This window comes from Stenotrophomonas sp. HMWF003 (assembly GCF_003061285.1).
Classification (GTDB): domain Bacteria; phylum Pseudomonadota; class Gammaproteobacteria; order Xanthomonadales; family Xanthomonadaceae; genus Stenotrophomonas; species Stenotrophomonas maltophilia_AP.
In genome coordinates this window covers 33,803-35,624 of the sequence record NZ_QAIW01000440.1, presented here as the reverse complement: position 1 = coordinate 35,624, position 1,822 = coordinate 33,803, and the positions used below count along the sequence as shown (strand labels likewise).

General features: G+C 65.9%; 2 protein-coding genes. Both read left to right on the top strand.

From position 1 onward, the window contains the following. The first annotated feature begins 175 nt into the window (after nucleotides 1-175). The gene (locus DBR34_RS19430) at nucleotides 176-1,468 is read left to right on the top strand and encodes a sugar MFS transporter (protein ID WP_128097996.1); all 1,293 of its coding nucleotides are present in this window, start codon (nucleotides 176-178) and stop codon (nucleotides 1,466-1,468) included. Between the two features lie 42 nt (nucleotides 1,469-1,510). Then, nucleotides 1,511-1,822 (top strand): LacI family DNA-binding transcriptional regulator (locus tag DBR34_RS24125; protein WP_258224148.1); only part of this gene is annotated, 312 nt, incomplete at its 3' end.

The window sequence follows — 1,822 nt, the reverse complement described above, 5'->3', positions numbered from 1 at the left end:
CCCTCAAGCGTGGCGGGGCGTGCGATCTGCGCAGGTGCAGCACGGCGTGGATCGGCACCGTGGTCAAAACCGCTTGTTGACAAACCCGGCAGCGGCGACGAATAAATGTGACAACGTTGTTCCCAGTCACTCTTCCGGCACGCCCCCGTGGCCCGCCGATGCAGGAGCTTTCTTGATGTCTGCCGTGCCTGCTGCCTCCGCGCGTTCGAGCGTGCTTACGTCGATCCTGATCATCGGCGTGCTGTTCTTCCTGATCGGCTTCTTCACCTGGCTCAACGGGCCGCTGATCACCTTCGTCAAACTGGCCTTCGAGCTGGACGAGGTCGGCGCCTTCCTGGTGCTGATGGTGTTCTACCTGTCCTATTTCTTCCTGGCGCTGCCGGCCTCGTGGATCCTCAAACGCACCGGCATGAAGAAAGGCCTGAGCCTGAGCCTGCTGGTGATGGCCGCCGGCGCGGTGGTATTTGCCCACTTCGCCCAGCAGCGCTGGTACCCGGGCGCGCTCAGCGGCCTGTTCATCATCGGCAGCGGGCTGGCCCTGCTGCAGACCGCGGTGAACCCGTACATCAGCATCCTGGGCCCGATCGAGACCGCCGCCCGGCGCATCGCGCTGATGGGCATCTGCAACAAGATCGCCGGCATGCTGGCCCCGGTGCTGATCGGCACGCTGGTGCTGCATGGCATCGGTGACCTGGACGCGCAGGTGAAGGTGGCCGATGCCGCCACCAAGACGGTACTGCTCAATACCTTCGCGGCCAAGATCCAGATGCCGTACATGGCCATGGCCGGGCTGCTGGTGGTGCTGGCCGTGGGCGTGCTGTTCTCGCCGCTGCCCGAACTGAAGACCGCCGAAGCCAACGCCACCCCGGCGCGCGCGCCCGGCACCGCCGAACGCACCAACATCTTCCAGTTCCCGCACCTGTGGCTGGGCGTGCTGTGCCTGTTCGTGTACGTGGGCGTGGAAGTGATGGCCGGCGATGCGATCGGGACCTACGGGCACGGCTTCGACCTGCCGCTGGACCAGACCAAGATGTTCACCTCCATCACCCTGGGCGCGATGCTGGTCGGCTACCTGGCCGGGCTGGCGTTGATCCCGCACGTGGTGTCGCAGTCGCGCTACCTGAGCCTGTCGGCCAGCTTGGGCGTGGTGTTCTGCATCGGCGCGCTGCTCACCCACGGCTATGTGTCGGTGGGCTTCGTGGCCGCGCTCGGCTTTGCCAACGCCATGATGTGGCCGGCGATCTTCCCGCTGGCCATCCGCGGCCTGGGCCGGTTCACCGAAACCGGCTCGGCGCTGCTGGTGATGGCCATCGCCGGTGGCGCGATCATTCCGCAGGCATTTGCCGTGCTCAAGCAGCACTTCGACTTCCAGTGGGTGTTCGCCGGGCTGATGGTGCCGTGCTACCTGTACATCCTGTTCTATTCGGTGCGCGGCCATCGGGCCGGGCTGCCCCGCGACGGTCAGTGATCGGCGATCATGGACGCCCAACCGGAGCGGCAGGAAAAAAGCATGCGCAGAGCGACCATCAAGGATGTGGCTGAGCGGGCCAAGGTGTCGCTGAAGACGGTATCGCGCGTCATCAACAACGAACCGTCGGTGATGCAGGCCACCCGCGCGCGCGTACTGCGCGCGATCGCCGAGCTGGATTACGAGCCCGATCCCGCCGCGCGCAACCTGCGCACCGGCACCACGCTGGTGGTCGGGCTGGTCTACGACAACCCCAACCCGTACCACATCATCGGCGTGCAGAACGGGGTGCTGGCCGCCTGCCGCGAAACCGGCTTCGGGCTGCAGATCCATCCCTGCGATTCCAGTTCGCCG

Coding starts and splice junctions, on each gene's coding strand:
- DBR34_RS19430 (WP_128097996.1), top strand. CDS start 176: ATGTCTGCCGTGCCTGCTGCCTCCGCGCGTTCGAGCGTGCTTACGTCG.